The 24618-nt window shown below is 40.6% G+C and carries 30 protein-coding genes; 1 reads left to right on the forward strand and 29 read right to left on the reverse strand.

The genetic code is table 11. The annotated features are described in order from the left end of the window. Positions 1-40 precede the first annotated feature (40 nt). From O3601_RS08535 to tgt, 25 genes are all read right to left on the reverse strand, one after another. The gene (locus O3601_RS08535) at positions 41-748 is read right to left on the reverse strand and encodes an L-ribulose-5-phosphate 4-epimerase (RefSeq protein WP_049523963.1); all 708 of its coding nucleotides are present in this window, start codon (positions 746-748) and stop codon (positions 41-43) included. Position 749: 1 nt separating this feature from the next. After that, entirely contained in the window at positions 750-1613 is an 864-nt protein-coding gene (locus O3601_RS08540) for an L-ribulose-5-phosphate 3-epimerase (protein ID WP_049523964.1), read from the reverse strand. 3 nt (positions 1614-1616) lie between these two features. Further along, positions 1617-2282 (reverse strand): 3-keto-L-gulonate-6-phosphate decarboxylase UlaD, encoded by a 666-nt coding sequence (locus tag O3601_RS08545; RefSeq protein WP_000166737.1) that lies wholly within the window; start codon positions 2280-2282, stop codon positions 1617-1619. Positions 2283-2298: 16 nt separating this feature from the next. Continuing rightward, positions 2299-2784, reverse strand: coding sequence for a PTS sugar transporter subunit IIA (locus tag O3601_RS08550; RefSeq protein ID WP_001049925.1), 486 nt, complete (start codon positions 2782-2784; stop codon positions 2299-2301). A gap of 76 nt (positions 2785-2860) precedes the next feature. After that, positions 2861-3142 carry a PTS sugar transporter subunit IIB gene (locus O3601_RS08555; RefSeq protein ID WP_000241466.1) on the reverse strand — a complete coding sequence of 94 codons (282 nt, stop codon included), beginning with the start codon at positions 3140-3142 and terminating at the stop codon, positions 2861-2863. A 22-nt stretch (positions 3143-3164) separates the two neighbouring features. After that, positions 3165-4622 carry a PTS ascorbate transporter subunit IIC gene (locus O3601_RS08560; protein ID WP_000452074.1) on the reverse strand — a complete coding sequence of 486 codons (1458 nt, stop codon included), beginning with the start codon at positions 4620-4622 and terminating at the stop codon, positions 3165-3167. A 130-nt stretch (positions 4623-4752) separates the two neighbouring features. Continuing rightward, on the reverse strand, positions 4753-5376 hold the full coding sequence (locus O3601_RS08565; protein WP_173250021.1) for a ribonuclease P: 624 nt from the start codon (positions 5374-5376) through the stop codon (positions 4753-4755). A 50-nt stretch (positions 5377-5426) separates the two neighbouring features. Further along, positions 5427-6416: an RNA-binding cell elongation regulator Jag/EloR gene (gene jag, locus O3601_RS08570; RefSeq protein WP_173270361.1), complete on the reverse strand. Its 990-nt coding sequence runs from the start codon at positions 6414-6416 to the stop codon at positions 5427-5429. A 17-nt stretch (positions 6417-6433) separates the two neighbouring features. Further along, the gene (locus O3601_RS08575; RefSeq protein WP_217423022.1) at positions 6434-7258 is read right to left on the reverse strand and encodes a membrane protein insertase YidC; all 825 of its coding nucleotides are present in this window, start codon (positions 7256-7258) and stop codon (positions 6434-6436) included. Beyond that, positions 7233-7604, reverse strand: a complete 372-nt coding sequence (gene rnpA / locus O3601_RS08580) for a ribonuclease P protein component (protein ID WP_000739245.1) — start codon at positions 7602-7604, stop codon at positions 7233-7235. Before rnpA ends, O3601_RS08575 begins: the two co-directional genes overlap by 26 nt. 149 nt (positions 7605-7753) lie before the next feature. After that, positions 7754-8944, reverse strand: coding sequence for an acetate kinase (locus tag O3601_RS08585; RefSeq protein ID WP_371472559.1), 1191 nt, complete (start codon positions 8942-8944; stop codon positions 7754-7756). Positions 8945-8993: 49 nt separating this feature from the next. Then, positions 8994-9947: a class I SAM-dependent methyltransferase gene (locus O3601_RS08590; protein ID WP_371472562.1), complete on the reverse strand. Its 954-nt coding sequence runs from the start codon at positions 9945-9947 to the stop codon at positions 8994-8996. Positions 9948-10007: 60 nt separating this feature from the next. Continuing rightward, entirely contained in the window at positions 10008-10595 is a 588-nt protein-coding gene (locus tag O3601_RS08595; RefSeq protein WP_371472564.1) for a class I SAM-dependent methyltransferase, read from the reverse strand. Positions 10596-10627: 32 nt separating this feature from the next. Beyond that, positions 10628-11041, reverse strand: a complete 414-nt coding sequence (gene comGG, locus O3601_RS08600) for a competence type IV pilus minor pilin ComGG (protein ID WP_247939456.1) — start codon at positions 11039-11041, stop codon at positions 10628-10630. Then, the gene (gene comGF, locus O3601_RS08605) at positions 11019-11480 is read right to left on the reverse strand and encodes a competence type IV pilus minor pilin ComGF (RefSeq protein WP_247939455.1); all 462 of its coding nucleotides are present in this window, start codon (positions 11478-11480) and stop codon (positions 11019-11021) included. The genes comGG and comGF overlap by 23 nt, the downstream gene beginning before the upstream one ends. Then, the gene (gene comGE / locus O3601_RS08610; RefSeq protein WP_153209718.1) at positions 11443-11745 is read right to left on the reverse strand and encodes a competence type IV pilus minor pilin ComGE; all 303 of its coding nucleotides are present in this window, start codon (positions 11743-11745) and stop codon (positions 11443-11445) included. The genes comGF and comGE overlap by 38 nt, the downstream gene beginning before the upstream one ends. Continuing rightward, complete coding sequence (comGD, locus tag O3601_RS08615) at positions 11708-12142, reverse strand: competence type IV pilus minor pilin ComGD (protein ID WP_247939454.1); 435 nt, start codon at positions 12140-12142, stop codon at positions 11708-11710. The genes comGE and comGD overlap by 38 nt, the downstream gene beginning before the upstream one ends. Next, positions 12105-12428 carry a competence type IV pilus major pilin ComGC gene (gene comGC, locus O3601_RS08620; RefSeq protein ID WP_000738649.1) on the reverse strand — a complete coding sequence of 108 codons (324 nt, stop codon included), beginning with the start codon at positions 12426-12428 and terminating at the stop codon, positions 12105-12107. Before comGC ends, comGD begins: the two co-directional genes overlap by 38 nt. A 1-nt stretch (position 12429) precedes the next feature. After that, on the reverse strand, positions 12430-13446 hold the full coding sequence (gene comGB / locus O3601_RS08625; protein WP_371472583.1) for a competence type IV pilus assembly protein ComGB: 1017 nt from the start codon (positions 13444-13446) through the stop codon (positions 12430-12432). Next, positions 13394-14335, reverse strand: coding sequence for a competence type IV pilus ATPase ComGA (comGA, locus tag O3601_RS08630; RefSeq protein WP_261040434.1), 942 nt, complete (start codon positions 14333-14335; stop codon positions 13394-13396). Before comGA ends, comGB begins: the two co-directional genes overlap by 53 nt. A 78-nt stretch (positions 14336-14413) precedes the next feature. Next, the gene (locus tag O3601_RS08635) at positions 14414-14779 is read right to left on the reverse strand and encodes a DUF1033 family protein (protein WP_045606653.1); all 366 of its coding nucleotides are present in this window, start codon (positions 14777-14779) and stop codon (positions 14414-14416) included. Between the two features lie 150 nt (positions 14780-14929). After that, positions 14930-15988: a zinc-dependent alcohol dehydrogenase family protein gene (locus O3601_RS08640; protein ID WP_000649459.1), complete on the reverse strand. Its 1059-nt coding sequence runs from the start codon at positions 15986-15988 to the stop codon at positions 14930-14932. Between the two features lie 162 nt (positions 15989-16150). Then, positions 16151-17302, reverse strand: coding sequence for an N-acetylglucosamine-6-phosphate deacetylase (nagA, locus tag O3601_RS08645; protein ID WP_001134550.1), 1152 nt, complete (start codon positions 17300-17302; stop codon positions 16151-16153). A gap of 151 nt (positions 17303-17453) precedes the next feature. Next, on the reverse strand, positions 17454-19271 hold the full coding sequence (locus tag O3601_RS08650; RefSeq protein ID WP_371472570.1) for an acyltransferase family protein: 1818 nt from the start codon (positions 19269-19271) through the stop codon (positions 17454-17456). A gap of 100 nt (positions 19272-19371) precedes the next feature. Beyond that, positions 19372-20514, reverse strand: coding sequence for a tRNA guanosine(34) transglycosylase Tgt (tgt, locus tag O3601_RS08655; RefSeq protein ID WP_001285237.1), 1143 nt, complete (start codon positions 20512-20514; stop codon positions 19372-19374). 119 nt (positions 20515-20633) lie between these two features. On the opposite strand from tgt, the gene O3601_RS08660 reads away from it, so the two are divergent. Beyond that, positions 20634-21491 carry a DUF975 family protein gene (locus O3601_RS08660; protein ID WP_371472573.1) on the forward strand — a complete coding sequence of 286 codons (858 nt, stop codon included), beginning with the start codon at positions 20634-20636 and terminating at the stop codon, positions 21489-21491. Between the two features lie 25 nt (positions 21492-21516). On the opposite strand, the gene pcp is transcribed toward O3601_RS08660, so the two are convergent. From pcp to O3601_RS08680, 4 genes are all read right to left on the reverse strand, one after another. Next, positions 21517-22161: a pyroglutamyl-peptidase I gene (gene pcp, locus O3601_RS08665; RefSeq protein ID WP_371472574.1), complete on the reverse strand. Its 645-nt coding sequence runs from the start codon at positions 22159-22161 to the stop codon at positions 21517-21519. 113 nt (positions 22162-22274) lie between these two features. Further along, the gene (locus O3601_RS08670; RefSeq protein WP_061759602.1) at positions 22275-22637 is read right to left on the reverse strand and encodes a DUF1304 domain-containing protein; all 363 of its coding nucleotides are present in this window, start codon (positions 22635-22637) and stop codon (positions 22275-22277) included. Positions 22638-22647: 10 nt separating this feature from the next. Further along, positions 22648-23073: a MarR family winged helix-turn-helix transcriptional regulator gene (locus tag O3601_RS08675; protein WP_061759601.1), complete on the reverse strand. Its 426-nt coding sequence runs from the start codon at positions 23071-23073 to the stop codon at positions 22648-22650. Between the two features lie 319 nt (positions 23074-23392). Next, positions 23393-24595, reverse strand: a complete 1203-nt coding sequence (locus O3601_RS08680; protein ID WP_371472577.1) for a LysM peptidoglycan-binding domain-containing protein — start codon at positions 24593-24595, stop codon at positions 23393-23395. Positions 24596-24618: the final 23 nt, after the last annotated feature.

The raw sequence follows: 24618 nt of genomic DNA on the forward strand, positions 1-24618 counted from the left end.
CTTGGATCGAAAGGTCCTAGCCTCTTTTCAATTCAATTTCTTATTTCTTTTGACCGTAATAAGCATTTGGTCCATGCTTACGTTGGTAGTGTTTTTCTAGAATGTACTGGGGAGCAGGTTCAACTCTTGGATTGATTTGTTCTGTAAAGCGATTCATCTTTGATACTTCCTCTAATACGACAGAGTGATAAACAGCATTCTCTGGATTTTTGCCCCAGGTGAATGGACCGTGATTGCGTACAACAATACCTGGTACTTCAACAGGATTGAGACCACGACGCTCAAATTCTTCTACGATAACCAAGCCAGTATCTTTTTCATAGGCCACTTCTACTTCGTCCTTGGTCAAACTACGGGCGCAAGGGATTGAACCGTAGAAATAATCTGCATGGGTTGTTCCGTAGAAAGGAATATCGCGTCCAGCTTGAGCCCAACCAACTGCTTCTGTCGAATGGGTGTGGACCACACTACCAATTTCTGACCAAGCCTTATATAACTGCACATGAGTTGGAAGATCAGAAGATGGTCTTAAATCCCCTTCTAGGACCTTACCATCTAGATCAGTCACCACCATGTTTTCAGGTGTCAATTCGTCATAGTCTACGCCTGATGGTTTGATAACAATGACACCTAGTTCGCGATTAACTTCAGATACATTACCCCAGGTAAATTTGACAAGTCCATGTTTCGGTAATGATTGATTGGCATCACAGACTCGTTTACGCATAGCATTGATTACTTGATTCATCTTACATCAAACCTGCTTTCTTAATTAGTGGATAGAGAAAAGCTTGGGCCTCTTGAATGGCTGCGCGTGTTTCTTCTACAGTTTCACAATTTTCAGACCACATTTCGATTAGGAAAGGACCATTATAATTGGTTTGCTTTAAAATATCGAAAGCTTCTTCCCATTTGACACAACCTTGCCCAAAAGGTACATCTCGGAACTGGCCCTTTGAACTTTCTGTCACTGCATAAGTATCCTTGAGATGGAGAGCTGCGATAGCATGGTGACCTAGATAGAACTCACTATAGACATCATTATGCCATGCAGACACATTCCCAATATCTGGATATACAAAAAGGTAGGGAGAGTCAACATCCTTTTCTACAGCCAAGTATTTTTCGATACTATTGATAAAAGGATCATCCATAATTTCAATAGCAAGTACCACCTGAGCTTCTTCAGCCCAGTCACAGGCTTTTCTCAAATTTTTGATAAAACGTTGGCGTGTCTGGGGTGACTTTTCCTCATAGTAAACGTCGTAACCAGCTAATTGAATCGTACGAACTCCCAAATCCTGAGCTAATTCGATACATTTTTTCATGAGTTCCAGAGATTTTTCCTCTAGAACTGGATCATTTGATCCCAATGGGTAACGACGATGTCCTGAAAAACAGATAGAAGGAATACGAACACCAGTTTCATAAATCGCTTTGACAACTTCCAAGCGCTCTTCCTTGCTCCAGTCCAGTCTTGCTAAACGCTCGTCACGTTCATCAATAGACATCTCGACAAAATCAAAGCCTAACTCCTTGGCAAAATTTAAACGTTCTAGCCAAGTAAAGTGTGTCGGGGTTGCCTTTTCATAAATTCCAATTGGACGTGCCATGGTTTACCCCCAAATTCGTCTGATTTCATCCTTGAAGGCACGCGCTGCTCCTGCTGGATCCGCAGCTTCTGTAATTCCACGACCTGCGATAAAGGTAAAGACATCAACGCCTTCAAAGAGTTTGAGAGTATCTACATCTAGACCACCTGTTACAGAAACTCGGAAGCCCATGTCAATGAGTTTTTTAACCTTATTAAGGTCTTTTTCACCCCAAGTTTCACCAGCAAGAAGGGCATCACGAGATTGGTGATAGATAGCTTGTGAGATACCTGCATCTAGCCAAAGCTGAGCTTGTTCAAAAGTCCAATCGCCATAAAGCTCGATCTGGATTTCGCCTCGTTCTCCTCGTTCAGTCTTGATAGCCTTTAGAGCTGCTTCCATAGTAGGGATGGTTGCACAACAGATACAAGTCATCCAGTCTGCTCCACGAACTGCATTATTTTTAGCAACTGTTCCACCAGCATCAGCACATTTTGTGTCTGCCACAATAATCTTATCTGGGAAAAGGCTACGCAAGACTTCAACCAGTTCACTTCCAACTTGAAGCAAGCAAACAGTTCCAGCTTCGATAATATCTACTTCCTGACCAACAGAAACAGCTGCTTTAATCGCTCCTTGCAAGTCTGAATGATCTAATGCAACTTGTAAATTAGGTATTCTTTTTGTCATTTCTTTATTCCTCTTTCTAACTTTCCAAATCCAATCCTTCGAGATAAGGGCTATCCTTAGATTCTTCAATCATAGCCAAGACATCTTCTTTAGTCTGGCAAGCCTGTAAACGTGCAATAGAATCTTCTAATTCAAACAGGGCAATGATTTGTGGAATGGCTACACTTGTGTGAATTTTTGAGCTTGTTGCTGCTAGTGCCAACAAAACAGATACCTCTTTCCCATCTGAAAATACAACAGGATTTTGTAAGGTGATCAATGAAAAGGCATCTCTTTGCACTCCAGCTTCAGGTCTAGCATGGGGCATAGCCATACCTGGCATTAAGATATAGTATGGGCCATACTCTTCAGTCGATTCGATAATAGCATCGTAATACTCTGGCAAAATTGCTCCACTTTCAATCAAGGGATCTACTGCTACCTTGACTGCTTCTTTCCAGTCTTTAGCTTCTAAACCTAGTCGGATCGAGTCATTGTCAATTAAAGCTTGTTTTAAATTCATATCTGCCTCCTTTATTTAAAGAGGGAGAAGGACAGAAACGATGACTCTCAGTTTCTATCCAGCCCCCTCCAACCTTTTACTGTAGTGCTTGACTGAGTTTTTCAGTGATTTCTTTATCATCCATCAAGTTGTCAAGCCCAATTAACTTCCCATTAGTTCGCCCTTCCAATTCTTGGATCAAATGAAGAGAAGCGATTACGATGTCATATCCTGCTGCTAAACCTTTAGCTTCACCGACACTGCATGAATTGACTGTAAAATCTGTTTGATTAAGCTTACGGAGAGCATTTTCAACCTTCATCTTGATAACCATTGATGAACCCATTCCATTTCCGCACGCTGCTAATACTTTAACCATTTTATTTCTCCTTTTCTAGATACTAAGCTTCTTCTTGAACTGCACCGTTGTAATATTTCTCTTTATCTTTTGCTTTGGCAAATTGAAGTTGAGGAATAACAAGCAAGAAGAGACATACAAGTACATAACCGACAATACCGAGATATTTGAAAATGTATCCAAATCCAAGCCATGGGAATTCAAAGTCAATATTCCCATGATAACCACCGTAAGATGCTAAGTCGAGAAGGGCTACACATAGAGCTCCTAGAGCAACTTGGAGGACGCCTGAGATGAAGGATAGGATAACAGCTGCTTTCCATCCGCCACGCTTATCAGCGTAGACTGCAATTGCTGCATTATCAAAGAATACTGGTACAAATCCTGTAATAATAAGGATAGGGTTTTTAAAGACGATGAGCAAGACAATTGTAATCAATTGACCAATCAAACCAAAGGCAAATCCAGACAAGACAGCGTTTGGAGATCCAAATCCATAAGAAGCTGCAACGTCGACCGCTGGGAATGAACCTGGCAATAATTTGTTTGAAATACCTTGGAAGGCATTTGTCAACTCAGATACGAACATGCGGACACCTTGCATCAAAACGAACAAGTAAACTGAGAAGGTAAAGGCTGTTTGGATAATGTACATAAAGAAATCTTGTTTAGCAGGATTGAATAGAGTTCCTGAAGTGATGACTTCTTTATTAGACATAATGTCTGGACCCAAGATTAAAAGAATGGCTCCGAAGAATACGAGCATCAAGGTAGCAGATGCAACAACTGTATCGTGGAAGATTGAGAGGAACTTAGGTAATTTAAGATTGTCTAAACTTTCTTCTTTCTTACCAAAGCGTCCTGCTACTTTATCTACAAACCAGATTGCAAATTGCTGTTGGTGACCAATCGCAAATCCGCCACCACCAGTCAAGCGTTGAGTTGCCTCAACAGTCATATTTGAACTAACTGCCCAGTAAAGTCCACAGATGATACCAATCGCTGCTGTACCGTAAGCATTGCGCAATTGTGGTACTAAGAATAGAACCATAAGAGATACTGTTGCAGCTTGTTGTACCATGATGTGACCAGTAATAAAGAGGGTTCTTACCTTCGTAATCTTTCGAAGAGCTACGAGCAAGATATTTATTCCGAAACCAATCAATAGAGCTGTAGTTGCAGTTCCAACAAAATCTGGAAACTCTGCTGCAATTTTGTTGTTTGCTGCAGCAAGTCCAAAGTAAGGGTCGATAACCGCTGCACCAATTTGGAATTTGTAGTTAAGGGCTGCTAAGATCGGACGGAAGGTTGTAACCAAACCACCCGCACCCACATTGAGCAACATATACCCTACTGTTGCTTTAACAAACCCTGAGAAAACGTCGTGGGCAGGTTTTTTCAAAAGTGCGTATCCTATCAACACCAATAAACCTACGAAAAATGCGGGATTCTGCAAAATATTGCTAGAAAACCAATTTAGAACACTTGAAATGACTTCCATAATTGTTCTCCTTTTGAATTGTTTTTGTAGGTTTATTATATAATTTGAAAGCGCAAACAAAAAGACCAAGAATTACACAGCGGACTGTTCACTCTTGGACTGTATGATTTATGATATTTTAATGATTAGCTTAGTTTCTCGTAGCTAGATAAAATGGAAGAATTTTATCATAAGATTTCAGTAGGGCTTCTACGATTTCTTCTTCAGATGAATTCTCTGTTATAGGGACATCTATTTTAACTAACACTTTTCGGACTTCCTGATTGGATAGTTTATTTCTTAAAATTTGACGATTTTCTTCGTTCGCATCCCACCGTTGACTTTGACCATCAGAGTAGGCTAGATAATAAATCCCTTCTACCACTGGAACTTCTAGGACCTTGGCCTGCTTGCCTAAAGTTTGCTCATCTTTTTTGCGCTCGATAAAACTAACTTCTAGTGAGACACCAAAATCAGAGGGTACTCCATACAAACGAAGAGCCAACATAGGTTCTGTCACTTTCCCCTCACGCTGTATATAAGCCCAGAAGTGTGGTCGCAAGCGCTGCGCTTGGTTCATCCACTGGCTAGTCTGTTGGAGTTGCCATTCTGGATGACTGGTTTGAAATGCTTTAGTCAGTTCTGTAAAAGCCTTTCGAGCCTCTTGGCCTTTATGACGGAATTCCAGCATTTTCTCTCGTTCTTCCCCAGCTTTATCTGGATTACGGTACTGCAAACCTGCAAAGTCTAGATAGTCTCTTATCTTATTAAACATACGCTTAACCTCTTCTAACTAGCAAAAAATCAGGAGGACCCTGATTTTACTTATTCTGTATCTACAACGACATAGCGATTGGGCTCGTCACCTTCAGAGTAACTGGTCACACCATCCATACGTGAAATAATACGATGGATAATCTTGCGTTCGCTATTCGACATTGGATCTGTCTGATGACTGCGTCCTTCTTCTAAAACACGAGTCGCCAATTTTTGCGCATAGGTCTGCAAGACTTCTGCACGGTGTTCGACATAATCATTGACATTGATTGTAATGTAGAAGGTTCTTGAATAGCGGTTGTAAAGATAATTTTGAGCCAACAGTTGCAAGGCCTTCAAGACTTTACCATGATAACCGATAATACGCCCTGGCTCATTTGTATCAATTTGTAAATTGATGCTACGACGGTTATAATCATTTGAAAGTGTGGCTTCAACATCCATGTCATCAATAATTGTTTGAACATAAGTCGTTACTTCCGTAGCTACTTGTTCAATATCGAAGCTCGGTTCAACCTTCAAGCCCAATTCTTCTAGTTCTTGACTTTCAGTTTGCTCAGTTTGGCTTTCAATAATAGGCGTTTCTACTTCTCCTTCGAGAGCAGTTTCTTCAAGTTGTAATTCATTTAAAATCTCAATGTGACCAGTTTCTTCTAAAATGGTATTAGCATGTTTTTCATTTTTCAAGATTTCAGCCTTGACTTCATCAGAAATACCTTGGCCTTCTTCCTCAATCTTTTTAATTGCCTCTACAACATGACCCAAATCAACCGTTGCTTCACTGACTGTTTTAACAGGCTCATTCAAATCATTAATTTGCTTCGGAACTCCCTTTACAGCTTGTTGGTTTGCTTTTACAACTGTCGTTTCACTAATAGCATCGATATCCACTTGGGCTGGTTTTTTACCAAATAAACCAAGAAATCCTTTTTTCTCGCGAGAAATGACTTTGATATGAGCCTTCATTCTTGGAATATCTAATTCTTTCAATCCTTTCTGGATTGCTTCTTCAACAGTTGAACCTGTAAATACTACCATTACCAGATTCCTCCTTATTATTTCGTTTTCTGAGCCTTTTTCTTGGCTTTTCTTTTTCTATTTTCCAAATCTTTCTGTGCCTGAACTACTGCCTCGCGCTCTGCAATAATCTTGAATGGATTGTTCAAGAAATAGGTTTGCAAGACTTGATAAGCATTGGACACTGCCCAGTAGAGAGCAACTCCGCTTGGAGCATAAACCCCAAAGATAAAAATCAAGACTGGAATCCCGTACATCATCGCAGTCGTAGCTCCATTACGCTCAGACAAGGCTTTATTAGACAACCAAGTACTTAAAAAGGTAAATACTGCTGCTAAAATCGGGAGAACAAGGGTTGTATCCACACCACCAAGGTTAATCCATAAGAAATGACCTGTCTTTAAAAAGTCAACTCTTGATAGAGCTTGGAACAAGGCCAAGATAACCGGCATCTGAATCAAAATCGGCCAAAGAGAATCTGAATGTCTGACACCCATTTCTTTAAAGACTTTACGCATTTCTTGCTCTAGCTTGGTTCTACTTTCCATATCTCGACCTGGATATTGTTCTCGAAGCGCCTTAATGCGTGGTTGAGCTTCTTGCATTTTTCTAGAAGCTACCATTTGCACTTGGAAGACTGGCAAGAGAACTGTACGAATCAAGACCGTAAAGAGGATAATCCCCACTCCGATACTGATATCAAACGATAAAAAGCGAATGATTTCCGCAAAGAAGTAAACAAATTTACTCCAAAAATCAGCCGAATCGGCTGTAATATCGCTAGTTGTCCCATTTGTTGCACAGGCTGTCATGATCAATAGGGACAGTCCTAGCAAACTAGTCAACTGTAGTTTCTTTTTCACTCCCATTTCCTTCCTGGTAAATCTTTGATAATTTTAATACGTGGAGTAGATTTTTCTCCATCTCTGCGTATCCCAAGGTTTCAACCCCTTTTCGAGCAATGACAACAAAGTCGACATCTTCTACCAGACTCCCTTTTGCATTCTGGATAATATGACGAATCCGTCGCTTGATTTGATTTCTAGTGACGGCATTCCCCAGCTTTTTGCTAACTGATAGACCTACTCGAAAATGGTTTTTCTGGTTTTCTAATTGGTAGACAACAAATTTGCGATTGGCAAAACTTGTTCCCTCCTTGAAAATTGCCTTAAAATCTTTCTCTCTTTTTACACGAAAGTTTTTCTTCAAAACTCAACTCCATCTATTAAATTACTACTATTATACCATATTTTTCAAAAAAGCCAATCATAGCAAGGTTTTGAACAATTTCATCAGAAAAAGAAGCTGGAAAAATCACTTTTCCAACTCCTTGTACGGAATATTTTTGCTGATTTTAGTTATTTTTTCAAACGTTCAACGTCACGGGCAATAACTAATTCTTCATCTGTTGGAATAACCAAGACACGAATCTTCGCAGCCTCTGTTGAGATGTCTCCTGTCACGCCAAAGACGTTCTTTTCTGGATCAACGTCACAGCCAAACCAAGAGATACCTGAGATAACATCTTCACGTACAGCAGCTGCATTTTCTCCGATACCTGCTGTGAAGATAATAGCATCTGCTCCATTTAGGACCGCAAGGTATTGACCGATATGTTTTTGGATACGATCAACATACATTTCATAGGCTAAAGTGGCATCGTGGTCCCCTTCTTCCATAGCAGCAATCACATCGCGCATATCACTAGATTTACCTGAAACACCCATAAGGCCTGATTCACGATTAAGGACGTGACTAATGTCTTCAGGCGTGTTAAAGTCCTCTGTATATTGCATTAGGTAAGGAATGATAGCTGGGTCAATATCTCCTGTACGAGTACCCATCATCACACCACCAAGTGGAGTGAAGCCCATTGAAGTATCGACAGACTGACCACCCTTAACAGCTGTAATAGAAGCACCATTACCGATGTGGCAAGTAATCAATTTCAAGTCTTCTAATGGACGTCCCAAAAGTTTTGCAGCTTCTCCTGCTACAAACTGGTGGCTTGTACCGTGGGCACCATATTTACGAACCTTGTTTTCTGTGTAGTATTTTGTTGGTAGAGGGTAGCGATAAGCTTTCTCTGGCATACTTGTGTGGAATGAAGTATCAAAAACAACTACACTGGTAATGTCTGGCAATAATTCCTTGAAAGCACGAACACCTGCTGCATTGGCTGGATTGTGAAGAGGAGCTAACAAGCTCAACTCTTCAACTTTTTCCAAAACATCCCCTTCAACAACTGTTGATTCTTTGAAATATTCTCCACCTGCCACAACACGGTGTCCAACACCTGTAATCTCATCGTAAGCCTTGATAATATCGAAACGAATCAAGTCATCCAATAAAATTTTAACGGCTTGTGTATGATTTTCGATATCCAAAATTTGTTGTTCAGAACGGCCATCAAATTTTACAGTTGAAATTGAATCTTTCAAACCGATACGTTCAATCAAGCCTTTGGCTAACACTTTTTCCTCTGGCATTAAGTATAATTGCCATTTCAAACTTGAACTTCCTGCATTGATTGCAATTGTTTTTGTCATAACAAGACTCCTCTTTTAAGCGTTTTCATCTATTATAACAAAATCTATTTTATATTTCAGTACCTTGAGTCCATTTTTGAAAATTTTCTTTAAATTTCATTAAAATACTTGCATCTTGCAGGCTTGCAAGCGGATAAATAAAAGGCTCTACTGCTATATCACTTTTCTTCTGTAAGATAAAAATCGTCTTAGATTGTTTAGCACTAGCAAAAAGATTTTCAGGTAGACTGATCATGGCAACCAGACTTGCCTCCTCTTTCAACCACACTTTTAACAAATCACTTTGAGGACTGGTCAACAAATCACTCGGAGCTAGAAAAATAGCGTATCCATCTGACTTGAGGTACTTAATCCCTTGTTCCATGAGCAAGTGATGGGCGTAAGTATGTTCTTGACTAGAAGCAACTTGATGACGCGCTGCAACGGCATCATCAGGATAATAGCCAACAGGCAAGTCGCTGATGACCACATCGCTTTCTTTGAGCATTTGTGGACGAACGGCATCTCCTTGGACAAAGCCAGCCTGCAAACCAATCACATCTGCCATACTAGCTGCCAAATCAATCAGCAAATCATCTACTTCCATTCCCAAGTAATCCACCTTTTTAGCCAGCGAGGTCAAGAAAGTAGCACCCAGAATCCCCATTCCAGAACCCATTTCGAGGATCGTAATTTCCTCCTCTTTAAACAGCTCTTCCACGATAAACACCAAAAGTAAAGCAATGGCGTCTGGCGTAAACTGGTGATTGGCCTGCAAGGGTTCTGTCTGCCCTGCCTTCATCAAGAGAAATTGGTAGGTCTTGAGCCATTCTTCTTTGCGAAGTGCTAAGCGTTTAAGAGCTTGATTGTTCTCTTTGACCTGATTTAGCTCAGTTTCACCATCCAAATAGATGCTGTTTTGCTCCACCAGGGCGTCATAAAAATTGGTCGCCAAATCACTTTGGATGACTTGGACATTCTCTAGTAAATACGTATAAGCTTGTTCAATTTTTTCAAAATCCATATTCCTATCTTATCAAATTTCCCTTCTTTTTTCCATCCTTATAGAAAAATCACTCCCTAACTAGGCGAGTGATTTTTGGGCTACTGTAAAAAAGAGTTCTGAGTAATTTCCTTGAAACAAGTCTTCAGCGCTATAGAGAATCTGACTATGCACCGATGAAAAACCGTGCTGAATTAACTTGTTTTCCAATGCAGGCAATTCAAAGCCGTGATGGTTGGTCTCCGTCCTGGTAAAATCAGCAATGAGGAGTTGTCCATCTTCCTTCAAATGTTGATGAAACAGTGAGAGAGCTTCATCCAAATCAGGCATATGGTGAAGAACCCTACTAACAACAATGAGATCAAACTCTTGCTCCAAGGGATTTTTCAGTAAATCTTGCTCCAAAAACTGGATATTCTTGATGTCTTGCTGCTCCGCTTTTAAACGAGCTTGCTCCAGCATTTTCTCAGAAATGTCTACAAGAGTAACGAACTTGGCTTGCTTGGCCAGAGGCAAGGCTAATAGCCCCGTCCCTCCACCAAAATCCAGAATTTCTTTGTCTGATAGAAGATCAATCTGTTCCTCGACTGCTTGACAAACCAAGTTTGCAAGGAAAATGTTTTTAGGGGAGTCAAAAGTTTCTACTTTGTGGTTAAAATCATGTTTCATATTTTCAGTTTAGCACAAAGTAGTTTGATTGGCTAGAAATTCCTTTTCTTTTCAAGCTTCTTTTCTGATTTTTTCTTCTCCGCTTGATTACTTGAATCAGTCGATACCTCTTCCTTTTTCTCTATTTTCTCTTCTTTGATTTTGACTGAAGGAAAGATGAATTCATATTGTCTCTTAGGCATACGAACCCTTGTCACCAAGTTTGTTTTCTTATTTTGATAACTCACCTGACCCAGATTAAAGGTCTGTTCCCCACTTTCTTGCTCAACCTTATCTTTGGTTCGCTTGGCCATAGCAAAAGCGACCAGCTTTTCTTTATTTAAAGCATAGTCTCGATGGTTGGCGACTTGTCGGTTCAAGTAAAATTGTAACAAAAGACTAAAGATGGCTGCTATGGTGACCGCATAGAGGAGAACACCTGCCTTAACTTTCTTCTTTTTCCACACGATAGATGAACTCCCTTTCTAAGCCTTTTTGGAACTGGAAACGAAAACGAACCAGTTGATTGTCCTCTGTAATCTGCGCAGATTTGAGGCCATAAACCATCGGCTGATAACCCCGTCCACTGGCATCTGTTTTACGAAAATCATCCGATTTTGACTTGCCTATTGCAATTTCCTTGCCATCCTGCTTCATATAGAGGCGGTTGCCCTCCACTTTTTCGAACTGCGAACGGTCTAATTCTGCCTCCAACTGGTCCACAAACAAGAGCCACTCCTTTTGCTCGCTTTGTTGCTGGTAGCGAACTTCTGAAATAAGGAGCTGACTCATAGCTTGAAAGAGGAGTAGGCTTCCACTGATAACAATAAGAGTAATCAGGGCTTCCAACAAGGTGAAAGCCTTGACCTTATGGTTCTTTGATTGCCAACAACTGTTCTGAACCATGGTAGACCTCCAATCCCTTTTCACTAGAAAACATCTGAATCTCAACTCCGTTTATATTTACCTGATTTTGACCTGTCTGCAGAGCCATCTTAGCTACCCTCAAGACTTCTTCCTTTTGCAAGATTTTTGCTTCCTCTTGCCTATTTTTTTGAATTTGTCCCAAAAGGAGGGTCGCAATGCTGGCAAAGATAGCTAGAGCGACTACTGCTTCCAGTAAAATCACTGCCCTAATTTTTTGTTTCCTTAATGCGTTTAATTTTTCCATTTCCTAGATATAATTGATAGCGAATCGCTCCTTTACTGGTCTGAAATTCAACCTTAGCTAAGGACGAATTGCCCCCAGCTCGGTCAAATGTAATACTTTGGCCTGATGGTGTCTGAATTCCTTTAGGAACTGTCAACTTTTGACTGCCATTGCTAATCGTCTGCCCATCTAAGTTCAGACTAGTCTTTTGCTGACTGGCTACACTGCGTTTTTGAGTTTCCCGATAGAGTTCTTCAAACTCCATAAAGAAAATCTGCTCCTCTACTGCTGCAAAAGTGGACTGGACAGAGCCAGATAAGCCCAAGACAAGGATACTCACCAGTCCCAAAACCAAGAGACTTTCAAGCATGGTAAAGGCCTTAATCCGCGACCGTTTGAGTCTTATTTTGTTTTGCATGATATTCTTTATAAGCTTTAGCTTGCTCTTCTGTGATGCGATCATCTGCTTGTAATTTGCTTAGAGTAGCCTCTTCGTTTTTATTCAAACTATAAAGCTCTGCCTGGCTTTCTACCACCTTAACAACAGCAGCTTTTCCTTTGTCGTTGACTGCTTCTTTTTGCTTGGTCAAATTAGGTACAAAGAGCAAGAGAAGCACGCTGATGATTAAAAGGACCACTAACATCTCTACCAGAGTGAAAGCTTTAACCTTAGCTTTTTTCAAGAATGTCATCATTTTTTTCATGTTAAAAATTTACCTCCATATTTTGATACATGGGCATGAGCATTGCCGCATAAAGTAAAACGATAATCAGTGCCACAAAGATAAAAACCAGTGGCTGCACCAAATTCATGGTGCGGTTGACTCGGGTAAAAAAGGCTTCCCAAGTTTTTTCAGCATAGATTTCCAACTCACTACCCAGCTTGGACTTGACTTCCCCATACTCGATAATGAGGCTCAACTCCTTCTTAAAGAAAGGATAGGTTGCTATGGTTTGAGAAAATTCGCGGCCATTTTGCAGGGCTTGAGCCAGGTCTTGACCGATTTCTTTAAAGAGCTGGGAACCTTGTTCCTGCATGATCTGAAAAATCTGCGTCAGCTCCATCCCCTGCGAAATCATATTCCCCCACTCACGTGCATAATAAGCTGTCAAATAGGTCTGCACAAAGATTCCAAGAAAAGGAATGCGTGCTAGGATAGAAAAGACGCGCATCTTAGAACTTCTTTTATAAAAAGTGAGTGCTAAAAGGACAAGTATGGAAACAAACCCTACCATTCCTAGAAAGATTTGTGGCAGATTACCGATAATCTGAGTGGCGATATTACTACTATCCAGTTGTGGTAGTAGATAGTTCCGTAGCCCCAGCATAATTAAGAGAAGAAAACCCAGCAAAATCAAGGGATAGGTCGCTACTTCAATTAGCTTTTTCTTGACCTTGGCCAGATTGTCTAGATACTCTTCTATCTTTCCCAAACTCAGGTGGAGATTTCCATGGACTTCCGCTAGGGATAACTGAGTGACAATGGCACTTGAAAAACCCAAACTTTCCATCATTTCTGAGAATGATTTCCCCTGAGACAAGCCCGTGCGCATCTTGGTCACACACTGCTTATCCAACAAGGCACTCCTATCTAAAAAGGAGATGGTCTCCACCAGATGAAAACCGCTGGAAAAGAGATTGTTAAACAAGGTGATGATATTTTTTTGCTTAGCTATAGCTAATTTTTTCCGTTTCAGCCTGAAGACTTGTGATATGTCCATCTTCAAGAAGCTGGTCAATCTGTTCATTCCAGCTAGTTGGCTGGTGTTCTTGATAGTCTTTGTTTGCAAAGTCAACAATTCCTCCTCCCCCGATTAATCTCTGGTAGCAAACTCCTTGCAGAACAACTGCTAATTCCTCCTCACTCACACCCAACTCCAGCAGGCGCTCATAAACACCTCGGATACTTTTGGCATGAATGGTTGAAAAGACTGTCGCACCTGTCAAACTAGCTGTGACCACTGCACGCGCCGTCTCGCTGTCCCGAATTTCTCCGATAATCAAGAGATCAGGACGATGACGTAGGGAAAGCTTAATCAGATTTTCATAGGTCAGCCCAATCGCCTCATTCAACTGCAACTGGAGCATGTCCTCCTGCTTGATTTCGACAGGATCTTCGATGGACATAACTTGCTGTCCTTTAAAGAGAGACTTGGCCAATTCATGCATCAGGGTTGTCTTGCCACTTCCGACTGGACCAGCAAAGAGATAGAGACCACGTTGCCTGTACTTCTTGCCCAATTCATCAATATCTTGAAACCAAAAATGCAAATCCTGCTCCTCATCATGCAACAAGCGAATCACCAAACTCTCCTGCCCTCGATAATCGCCTACGGTAGATAAGCGTAGAGATGCCATCTTCTGGTCATATTCATAATCACAGGAACCTAGCTGACTACGTCGCTTTTCTCCAACATTCATACCCGCCACAAACTTAAAGTGACTGATGACAGCCGCAAACTTTTCAAAATCATAACAACCGATTTTACAGCGCTCGTCTCCAATTCTCATATGAAGCTCATAAGCGTCTAACTTAGGAACAAAATAAATGTCTTGCGCTCCTTTTTTCCGAGCTGAACGAATGATTTCTTGTGCAATTTCTTGAACCATACTTACCTCCTCACCTATACTATTCGCAAAGATTTGGGAAAATAAAAAAAAAGCAACTCCAAAAAAGTTACTTTTTCTCTATTTTAATTTCATACGGCAAGAACGGTGCCTTTCCTTACCTGTTTGTTTTTCATAGCCTGGGCGTAGTTTTTCATCTGGGATAACCTGCTCATCCTGTAAAAGAGCCAAAGAATGGTATTGTTGTAAATACTCGTCACATTCATCGCACCAGCGTTGGTCTTCTGGATCCCAAAAAATGGTCATCAAGTCACTTCTGCTTTTATAAAGAGGGGATTCTTGTTCTAATTTAAACCAGCAAGTTTTGTAGTATTTGAGAGCATCATAATACTGGTCAAATTTCTTACTAGCTACAATATCTTCTTCCCAACCTTCTAAGAACCACCACGGTTCAAAATCTCCGTACATTTCTATAACACGATACATATTCATTCATTCCTTTGTACCGTATATTATAACCAATTCCGCTAAACAAGGAAAGAAATATGCTCATTTCTTAATTTCTTGATAAAAAATCCAGCCATCTGATGGATGACTGAATTTCTATTTGCTTGTGTTCCAAAATCTTTTTACTACCTAGGCTTCAGAAATATCGTTTTCGATGATGACCTTAATTGCATGGTGGTCTGCTGCTTTACTGAAAACTTCATAGGCTTTTTCAATTTCACTTAGTTTGAAATAATGAGTTACCAATTTTTCTGGTTCAATCTTATGACTTTCAAGAGCTTTCAACAATTGTGGAGTGGTATTTGTAGATACCAAACCAGTTGTTACATTGATGTTGCGAATCCAAAGTTTGTCCAAATCGAATTCGACTGGTTTACCATGTACACCACAGTTGGCAACCGTTCCGTCTACACCGATAATCTTTTGACAGAAATCAAATGTTGCAGGAATACCAACAGCTTCGATAGCAACATCTACACCACGACCATCTGTCAAATCATAAATTTCTTTAATCGCTTTTTCAGGGTCTGAAGAATTAATCTTGTGAGTCGCACCAAATGATACAGCAGTTTCCAAGCGGTTATCGTCTAGGTCTACCATAATCAATTTAGCTGGTGAATAGAATTGAGCTGTCAATAGAGCAGCCAATCCAACAGGTCCTGAACCAATAATGGCTACACTACAACCAGGTTCTACTTTCCCTTTTAAGACACCAATTTCATATCCAGTAGGCAGAATGTCTGATAGCATAACCAAGGCTTCATCTGACAAGTCTTCTGGAGTGTGGTAAAGAGTATTATCTGCATGAGGGACACGTAGATATTCAGCCTGCATACCATCAATCAAGTGACCAAAAATCCAGCCCCCTTCGTCTTCACAGTGAGCATAAATTCCTTTTTTACAGTAGTAGCATTTACCACAGGCACAGACACAAGAAATCAAGACCTTGTCGCCTTTTTTGAAGTTAGAAACTCCTTCTCCAACTTCTTCCACAATCCCAATCCCTTCGTGACCAAGAATGGTACCGCTTTGGCAAGCAGGAACATCCCCTTTGATAATATGGAGGTCTGTTCCACAAATAGTGGTTTTTACGATACGCACAATAGCGTCTGTTGGCTTACGAATCACTGGTTTGTCAACGTCAACAAAAGAAGCAAGTCCTGGTTTAACATAAGTATAGGCTTTCATAAAGCACTCCTCCGTTTTTTTATTTGTATTATTTATAATACAATTGTAAACCTTTTCATTTGTTTGCTCAAGCTTTTTTGTGATTTTTTTAACTTTTTTATTTACTGGTAAAGTAATATAGATAAAAAAGCAGAAGCTAGTCTCTAACTCCTGCTTTCTATCTTATGCTTGATATCGTTTCACACCATCTAGATACGTAGCTACCAATTCTAAATCTTTGTCTAAAACAATAAAATCTGCATCATAACCTTCACGAATTTGTCCACAGACATCGTCAATATTAACAGATTTAGCTGGGTTGAGGCTGGCCATCATGACTGCTTCATGTGGATTTGCAATACCCCACTCGACTACATTTCTCATACCATCTTTAAGTTTGAGGATAGAACCTGCCAAATTACCAGTAGATTTGAGACGTGCAGTTCCATTTGCTACTACAACAGGGAATTCTCCCAACATATAGTCACCGTCTTCAAGTCCACCAGCTGTCATACAGTCCGTAATAAGAGCGATGTTTTCTGTCCCCTTTTGCTTAAGTAAAATCTCACAAGCTTTTGGATCTACATGATAACCATCACAAATCAATTCTGCGTAAGTATGTGGGAGCTCATACATAGCTCCTACCATACCTAGTTCTCGGTGTGTTAAACCACGCATCCCATTATAGGCATGTACCCATACACTAGCTCCAGCATCAACTGCCTTCTTAGCTTGTTCAAATGTCGCATCTGAGTGTCCAAGTGCAACTGTCACACCTTCACCTGTAATAGTACGTACAAAATCTTCCACCCCATCACGTTCTGGTGCAATAGCGATTTTATTTAGCATCCCTTTTGCAGCATCTTGCCAAGAATGAAACTCCTCAACACCCGGGTCTCTCATATAAGTTGGATTTTGTGCCCCCTTAAAAGTTTCTGTGAAGTATGGACCTTCATAATAAATCCCACGAATCTTAGCACCTGTTGCTTCTTTATAATGGTTTCCAAGATTTTCAGTGACTGCAAGCAATTGCTCATAAGTGGCTGTTAAAGTTGTGGGCAAGAAACTGGTAACACCGGTACTAAGAAGTCCTTCACTCATAGTATGCAATGTCCCTTCAATGTTGTTGTCCATCACATCTACACCTGCATATCCATGAATATGAGTATCCACAAGACCTGGTGCAATGCTATAACCAGTATAGTCAAGAACCTCTGCTCCTTCAGGAATTTGATCCACATGTTTCCCAAATTTGCCATCAACAAGTTCTAAGTACCCACCGCGACGAATGCCAAATGGATAGAAAAACTGATCTGCTTTAACGTAATTAGGCATAATAATGACCTCCTTAAAAGATTACTTTTGATATTTATTATGTCAATTACATTATAAACCTTTCTTTTTTATTTGTAAATGGTATAGACCTATTTTCTAGAGATATTTTAAAAGAGCTGGATTTCTCCAACTCTTCTCTTTTAAATACACGTTATTTTGATTTGACTGGTTTGTCTTGAGCTGTTTGCAAGGCTGTAGCAATGGTATCTGCATACAATTTTGCTCCTGCTTCAATTTTACTAGTGTCACTTCCGAAATGGACTTGGTCTGTTCCTGCCCAGATTTCTGGATGTTCCTTAGCAACTTGATTCCAATCTGCTATCGTGATGTAAGGAGTCTTCTCTGCCAATTCTCTCATATAGGCAGCAGCCTTCTCAACGATTGCATAGGTCTCTTTTGTCTTATCTCCTTCATAAGGAGTCACCAAAACCATATGGTGTCCCTTAGGAAGATTTTTCACGATACTGTCCCAATCTTCCTTGTAATTTTCAGGATTATTTACCCCAGTTGCAATGACCACCATCTTAGGTAAAAATTTATTCTGACTATTGTTTAGCATGATTTCATTGGCAGTCTTGGTTGTTCTGCTGACTTGTGCATTAATCTGTGCCCCTGGAAGGGCTGTCTGCAGGGCTGTATTAGCCCTTAGAGCCACTGAGTCACCAATTAACATAGTGCCATCAGCAATTCCTAAACTATCAGCTTCTGCTCGTTCTGCCATCACCTTGGTCTGGCCAATATTTGTTGCAGCTTGCTTCAAACCATTGACAGTCAAATCTGTCTCAAAAGCTCCCACTTGTGGTGCCAACAAAGTCACTAAGAGAACAATGAAGGCCAAGATTCCTGTACTTGTCGTAAGAATTGCGTGAATATAAGGCAGGGGACGAAGAGTTTGTAAAACAGGTGTGTTCTTGCCTGCAATCCACGGCTCCAATACATAAAATGAAAGACTGGCAAATCCATAAGAACAAATCAAAGTCAGTAACACAGCAAGAAGATTTGATGTCAACTGTGAGAAAATGATATAGAAAGGCCAATGGAAGAGATAAACTGCATAGCTAGTATCCGCTAAGAAGCTGATCATCTTTGGCTCCTGTACGTTAGGAGTCTTTTCATGTAAAACACGCGCTGCCAATATCATAGCAAGAGCTGCAAGACTGGCAAGCAAGAAGCCCATAAGATAGGTAAAAAGATAAGTGAATTTGACAAAGAAGGTCAAAATGAGTAAGAAGCCAAAACCTCCTCCCAAAACTAAAAGGGTCTTGCGTAAATCCCAGATTTTATCCAACTGCTTGACGAGGGAAGTCGTCTGACGAACGCCTACAATAGTTGCTAGGATACTTCCCAAAAAGAATGGATAGACATGAGTTAAACTGGAGAAGTAAACAGAGGAATAAGAGGTTACTAGAAAACTACCAATAAACATGGAGAAGAAGCTGATTAAAAAGGCAGCAGCTGATAAGAGAAAAACCATTCCCCTCAACTGACCATTTGATTTGGACTGTTTAGATAAGAACCAAACTGCCAATCCCCAGAGGATATAGTAGTGAACCTCAACAGCCAAGCTCCAATTATGAACAAACAAATGTGGAATGAACTGAGATTCATAGCTCCCACCTGTTAGGAGTTCATAGAAGTTGGTCATAAAGCCTAAAACACCCGCAATCTGACCCCCAATTCCAGCAACATAATCTTGCCGAACTAGAAAGGTAAAGGGCATGGTCACCAAGACCATCAAAACTACAGGTGGCACAATCCGATAAAAACGCCTCCTAAAAAATCCTATCAAATCAATCTCACGATTCTTAGAAAATTCTTCGATGAGTAGAGCTGTAATCAGAAAGCCTGAAAATGTGAAAAAGACATCTACCCCGAAAAAACCTCCAGGAAAGATGGTCTGAAAGAAATGATACAAGAGTACCAGTAGTAAACCTGTAATCCTAATCAAGGAAAACCATTTAATGCGCATGCGAGTTTATTCTCCCTTTCATTGTACACTTTATTCTATCAAAAAAAGAAGAAAAATCCTAAGAGAAAACTTAGGATTTTTAGCTTATATCCATTCCATTTTAGAAATTACGTCCTGACTTATTATAGCCATATTTTTCCACAAAATACTCACGAAATTCCAAGAGATTGTCATCCATAATAGCTTGTCGCACTTGCTTCATCAGGTTAAGCAAGAAGTAAAGATTGTGGTAGCTAGTCAAGCGGATACCGAAAGTTTCATCGGCCTTGAGCAGGTGACGAAGGTAGGCGCGTGTATAGTTCTTACATGTGTAGCAATCACATTCAGGATCCAGCGGCGTAAAGTCCTCAGCAAACTGGGCATTTTTGACAACCAAACGTCCCTGACTGGTCATACAAGTCCCATTACGAGCGATACGAGTCGGCAAGACACAGTCAAACATATCCACCCCACGAATCACCCCATCAATCAAGCTATCTGGCGCTCCCACACCCATCAAATAGCGAGGTTTATTTTCAGGCAGCAGTTGAGTTGTAAAGTCCAAGACCGCATTCATCTCTTCGTGGGTTTCTCCCACTGCCAAACCACCGATAGAGTAGCCTGGGAAATCCATGCTTACAAGGTCGTGAGCCGACTGACGACGAAGGTCTTCAAATCCTGCCCCCTGCACAATTCCAAACAAGCCTTGGTCATGTGGACGACGATGAGCCTTCAAACCACGCTCCGCCCAACGGCTAGTACGCTCGATTGATTTCTTAACGTAGTCGTAAGGTTGATAAAACTGCGGACATTCGTCAAAGGACATCATGATGTCTGAGCCCAGATTGTTCTGAATAGAGATGGCTTTTTCTGGGGATAAGAACATCTTTGAACCATTGAGATGGTTTTTAAAGGTTACCCCTTCTTCTGTGATATTACGGCTATCAGCTAGAGAATAAACCTGGAAACCACCACTATCCGTCAAGATTGGCTGGTCCCAGTTCATGAACTTGTGGAGACCACCTGCGCGTGCGATGAGTTCATCTCCAGGACGAAGCCAAAGATGATAGGTGTTTGAGAGAATGATCCCTGACCCCATCTCCTTTAACTCTTCTGGAGACTGAGTTTTGACAGTAGCTTGTGTCCCAACTGGCATAAACATAGGTGTCGGGAAGGTACCGTGGGGAGTGATGATTTCTCCCAGACGAGCTCCCGTGTGTTTTTCTTTCTTAATCAAACGATATTTGATTGGTGAATCTGACATTTTTTTACCTCCGAAGCTGGGAAAAACAGTCCCAGTTCATACTTTGTGCCCAAGGGCATACTGTATGATTTTATCAAAAAAAGCTGGAACTGTCACGAACTATGGTGTATAATGAGAGAATGAAATACCCAAAAATTGATTTAAAAACCATTCGTCTGCAGGCCAGACAATTTCAGGCTGAAAATCCCCGCCTCTTTCTCGTCTATCTCTTACCTAGCATGTTGGTCATCTTGTCTGGCTTCCTCAATCCCTTAGAGCGTATCAACGAGGCTATTTTAGAACAATCCTTTTTAAGCGTTCTTGGTCATGTATTCCAAGCCTACCTTTTTCCACTATTAGTCTCCTTTATCGGAACCATACTTCTAACCAGTTCAGTCTATACAACCCTGAAACTCATCAAAAATCCTGATACAGAACTATCCGTCAAAAATAGTCTCACTCTCTTTAACGAAGAGCACTTTTCACAAACCTTTTTGACTCTTCTTCTCAAACGTTTCTACCTCTTCTTATGGAGCATTCCTAGTCTACTTGGGATTTACTTCCTCTTTTACAGTAGCTTTCTAGCAAAGAAATTCGTTGTCCTTCATCCTGAGTTTCCTAATCTGGATCTCACATCAATTGAAACCGAACGTTTCCTCATGACCTTTGCTCTTTACTTTCTAGCAAGTATCTTCTTGATGATGGTCGGAAATAGTCTCTATATTCCACAATACTATGCCTATTCGCAGGTAGAATTTCTCCTCTGTGACACCCTAGACTTGGGACAAGCCAAACCAGGACAAGTCCTTAAAACCAGCCGTTTCCTGATGAAAGGTTACAAGTTCCAGCGTTTCGTCCTAGACTTACAACTCCTTCCTTGGTACTTCCTCAATTGGATTACCTTTGGGATTGCTAGTTTCTCACTCCTACCCTACATTCAAATCAATAAAATAATTTTTTACCGAGCAGTATTAGCTCGAAAACGTCCAAAAGCTTGAAGGTGACCCCTCAAGCTTTTTTCTATCAATGAGTTTCTCCCCCTACCAACTTGAGGTCCCGATCTCCATGTTCTATAATGGCCCCGATTGCTGCTTCTATACCTCGCCTAATGTCCACTAAACTCATAGCTGGGGTAGTCGGTCGATTCACCACCTGTTCCATCATATAAGGAATATGCATAAAACCTGCCTTAACCTGTGGAAATTTCTTTTCTACCAAATAGAGGGCCTGATACATCAAATGATTGCAGACAAAAGTCCCTGCCGTATTGGAAACAGAGGCCGGCAATCCCTCTTTTTTTATAGCCTGAACCATCGCTTTAATCGGTAAACTACTAAAGTAGGCAGAGGCACCGTCTGGGCGAATGGGAAGGTCAATCGGTTGATTACCTTCGTTATCAGGAATGCGTGCATCGTCTTGATTAATGGCTACTCGTTCAGGTGTCAAACTAGTTCTTCCACCAGCTTGGCCGATACAAAGGACAAAATCAGGTTGATAACGACTCATCTCTTCTTCCAATACTTGAGCCGATTTGTGAAAAACTGTTGGCACTTCTAGCCAGTGGACCTCAGCGCTATGGACTTCAGCTGGCAAACCTTTAATGGCTTCCAAGGCTGGATTGACCTTTTCCCCTCCAAAGGGCTCAAAACCTGTCACTAATACTTTCATTTCTAACTCCTTACAAATTATTTCATGAAACACTTTTCTTAAAGACAAGTATAACATATTTCCCTTATTCTGGAGTGAAAAGGACTAGCGAGACTAGGATTGACCTTTTGAGTCTATTTAAAAAGTAAAATGCTGATCAAGGCTAAAATAGCTGGTCCACCTTGCTTCAAAATAATTTTCTTGTCTGCTGTCAGAGAGCCATAAGCCGCAGCCCCAATCACAAATAAGACAAAAATAGTCACAATTTCTAAATTCTGTGAAAAATAAATGCCATACAAGAGAAAGACTCCTAGCAGAGCATTATAAATCCCTTGATTTTTAAACAATGAGCTTACTGACGGACGAGCCAGTTCTTCCTTGTCCATATTAAAGACACGACCAGTTACTTCTGATTGCGTTGCAATACTTTCCAAATAAAAAATGTAAAAATGCTCCAAAGCAACAATCGTTGCTAAAATGAGTGTAATAATTGACATCTATTTCTCCTTAAATTTCTATATTCTCAATACCCAAAACCAATTTATGTAATAAACGGTTGAGCTCTGTTCTCTCAGACTCTGTTAAGATACTTTCCATCGCTTCTTTAACCTTGATATGCTGCAGAGGCGGATTCATCACTAACTGCTCCTTGGCATACTTCGTAGCCTCTACCAACACTTCCCGCTGATTTTCAGGATTGCGATGGCGCTCCACCAAACCTTCCTTTTCTAAAATCTTGAAATGTCGTGTCAAGGCAGCCTGATCAATCTTCAAACGTTCCTGAACCGCTATTTGATTACAGGGAGAATTCTCCAGTAAAAACAGTAAAATCTGATACCGTGTCAAACTAATCCCAAGCCTTTTTTCAAACAATTGAGTACTCGCTTGCTCAGACAAGCGGAGTTGATACAGTAAATCTTGAATCTCTATCATGTCTTCTTCCTTTCGATTGACTCATCAATAGTTGATTAGTCAATCATAATGCAAAGTAAAATAAATTGCAAGAATCATGCTTCAATCATTGCAAAATGGTAACTTCCCATTTTCCATTCATATTGATACTCAATGAAAGTTAAAGAGCAAACTAGGAAGCTATCCGTAGGTTGCTCAAAGCACAGCTTTGAGGTTGCAGATAAAACTGACGTGGTTTGAAGAGATTTTCGAAGAGTATGACAAAGAAAAAACGAACGAGAATCGCTCTCTATTACGAAAGCTAGATCTCATTCGTCAAAATGATATTACAAAGTCTGATTTATCCATTCATTGAAACGTGAACGTGATCATAGTGATTTTCTGTCACGCTACCACGGTCTGGCATTGGGTTCCAAGTATTAGCTGGTCCATATTTACTATCGAATGGAGCATAGAAACGTTGTTTCCAAATAATGTAACTAATTCCACGGCTGGCCATGTTTTGAATAGCGTATTCCGCAATCTTATCCCCTAGTTCTGAGCCTTCTGGTACCATAAAATCGATAGCCAAACCTTTTCCGTGATCTCCACTATCTCCTGGACGGTAACCACTAAAGGATGTAATGCCAAACAAGTTAGCAATTTCTTCTTTAAAGGCAGCTGTTTGTGGTTGAAGGCCAGCATTTTCAGATTTCGCTACTGCCAGTCCAGCATAATCGGGCGCAGCTGGAGCCGCGTAAGTTGTTGAAACTGTTTTCACCTCTTCTGGTTGATAAGTAGAAACTGCTGGTGTAGCTTCACTTGATGCTACTTCTTTTACTTCTTCTAAACTTGTTGCAGTTGTTTCTATTGCTTTTTCTTCTACTGGAGTTGTAGTTGTTTCCACTGTTAACTCAGCCTGAGGGCTTGCTTGTGTTTCCTCTTTCTCAGCTAGAGTCGTTGCCTGAGGAGCTGCTTCTGCAACTGCATTGCTTGTTTCGGCTGTTTGCTTCTCTGGGACAGAAGTTCCTGTAGATGGCGCGACTTCTTCTGAAGCAGTCACTGTCTCTGTAACTTCTGAACTTGATGCTACTTCTTTTGTACTTGTAGTTTCTACCGCTTTTGGAGCTTCTGCAATCGGTTGAGAAAGGTCTGCAACCTGAACAGTTTGATCATCAACCGTCACTTGATTGGTTGTCAAATCTGCTGTCGCAGTTGTCACTTCTTCACTAGAGTCTGCTTGAGGAGTTTGGATTTCAACTTCCGTTACCTCTTCTGCTTCATTGACAGTCGTTGTCAAAACAGTTTCTGGGAAAATCAAGTCCATATTCGTGATTTTATTCAAATTCGCAAGAACTGTGACATCTACACCCAAGGCTTCTGCAATGGTGCTCAAGGTATCACCATACTGAACGGTATAACTTGTCTTGTTGTCCGTTTTAGTCAAATCGTTTTGGATTTGCTCAACACTACGTGCAGTCCAAAGAACTTCTTCTGCTTGAGTTGCCAATACTGGGGCAAATGACAAGGCTACTGTTGAGGCTAATAATATTCTTTTCTTCATTCTTTCAAATTCCTTTCAAATGA

The sequence above is a fragment of the Streptococcus sp. 20925_1_69 genome (assembly GCF_041432365.1).
Taxonomy (GTDB): domain Bacteria; phylum Bacillota; class Bacilli; order Lactobacillales; family Streptococcaceae; genus Streptococcus.